Below are 1519 nucleotides of genomic sequence, written 5' to 3'. Positions count from 1 at the left end.
TGAGATGCAGCGTGCCATAGGTGCCGACCAGGTCGTTGCCGACATTGCCAGCCGAGCCGTTGACGGCGCTGACGCTGTGGGTGTCGCCATTGTCGACATCGGTGTCGTTGGAAAGCACATTGCCGCTGACCGGATTGGGCGCGGTGTCCTCTTTCACCGAATTGACGTTAGCAATCGCAACCGGCGCGTCATTGGTGCCAGTAATATTCACGACGATGTTATAACTCGCCGTTCCGTCAGCTGACTTCACGGTCAGAGTATCTGTAACGGGCTGGCCCTGCGTCAACGGATCGGCAAGGGTCTGGTTCAGCGTATAGGCCCACACACCGGTTGTCGTATTGAAGGTGAAGGTGCCATAAGTGCCCTGAAGGCTTGGGGGAGCCTGGAAATGGTCCTGGCCGACATCGGGGTCGGTGATGATCAACTGTCCATGCGCGTTGGGATCATTCAGCGTGCCATTGGCAACGCCGCCGGCCTCCACCACGGTCGTGTCCGCGCCCGGGACGGCGGTGATTATCGCGCCGTCATTGGTGCCCTGGATATTGACGGAGACGCTGGCCCAGCTCAGCGTTCCGTTGCCGAGTTTGATCGCATAGGTGAAGGTCTCGTTGATCTGGTCGCCCGCACCCATGGCTTGCAGGCTGGCGAAGCCATGCGCCGCCAGATATCCACTAAGGTCCATCTCGACCTTGCCGTTGTTGATGCGGATGGAAACCCCGCCGCCGATGCTTTCCCAGGCTGAAATGCCGGTCGCCTGAACGTCCTGAGTCGTCAGGTCGATGGGGGCGTATTGCTTCGTGGCCGTCGATGCGGAAATCCCATCGTCCACCGAAAAGAGGGACTTCGCGTTTCCACCCTGATCGTTCGCCATCACATCGAGAACTATGATGGTTTGCGAACCTGAAGCGAGGACGACCGTATCCTCGGTGAGATTGAAAACGTCATTGTTTGCTTGCGGTGTATTGGAGAACGACGTCGTGGTGCCGCCGGCACCGGTGACCTGAGTAGCCATTTTTCAACCCCTTTTTCCCTGACAGACGCCCCTACGCCTGTTTGTTGACAGCCCTGCACGACCACGCCCTGTCCGAGCGTCGATCCCAAAAATCGGCACACAACTGGGTTGGAAGTGCAGTGCGCCATCACCGCGCCTGCCGGGCAAGAAGAGCCGGCTGGAGCTAGCGGATGATGATTGCATGATGGCGGCGGCGGCGACGTTGGTCGCTGCGCTACGTCTCCCTACCCCGATTATATCCCCTAAATCCTCGGTTTCCGATCAAGAGATTTAGACGATGCTTATATTAGGAGATTATTAACTCTACTGGAGACGAAGCGTCAACGCCCAACTTTGGGGAACAGTTAATATTCGAAGCCAGAGCGGCATGAGTTCACGGCCTAGAGCGGTTCCTGTTTTGAGAGAATCGTAGGATTCCCAAAGCAGCTGGTTTGTGATTCAAGATGCTGGCTGGATTGGAGGCCAGCATCTGATGACGCGAGCGCTTTCAAACGATCTTCGTGAACG

1 protein-coding gene is annotated in these 1519 nt (G+C 57.2%); it reads right to left on the bottom strand.

Annotation, left to right across the window (positions count from 1 at the left end; all coding sequences use genetic code 11):
- On the bottom strand, nucleotides 1-1012 hold a 1012-nt coding region (locus EN845_RS33735; protein WP_210235523.1), incomplete at its 3' end, for a VCBS domain-containing protein.
- Nucleotides 1013-1519: the final 507 nt, after the last annotated feature.

Origin of the sequence: Mesorhizobium sp. M8A.F.Ca.ET.202.01.1.1 (assembly GCF_004791595.1) — a bacterium.
Taxonomy (GTDB): Bacteria; Pseudomonadota; Alphaproteobacteria; order Rhizobiales; family Rhizobiaceae; genus Mesorhizobium.
The sequence above is the reverse complement of the archived record's forward strand: the minus strand, read 5'-3'. Positions and strand labels throughout refer to the sequence as shown.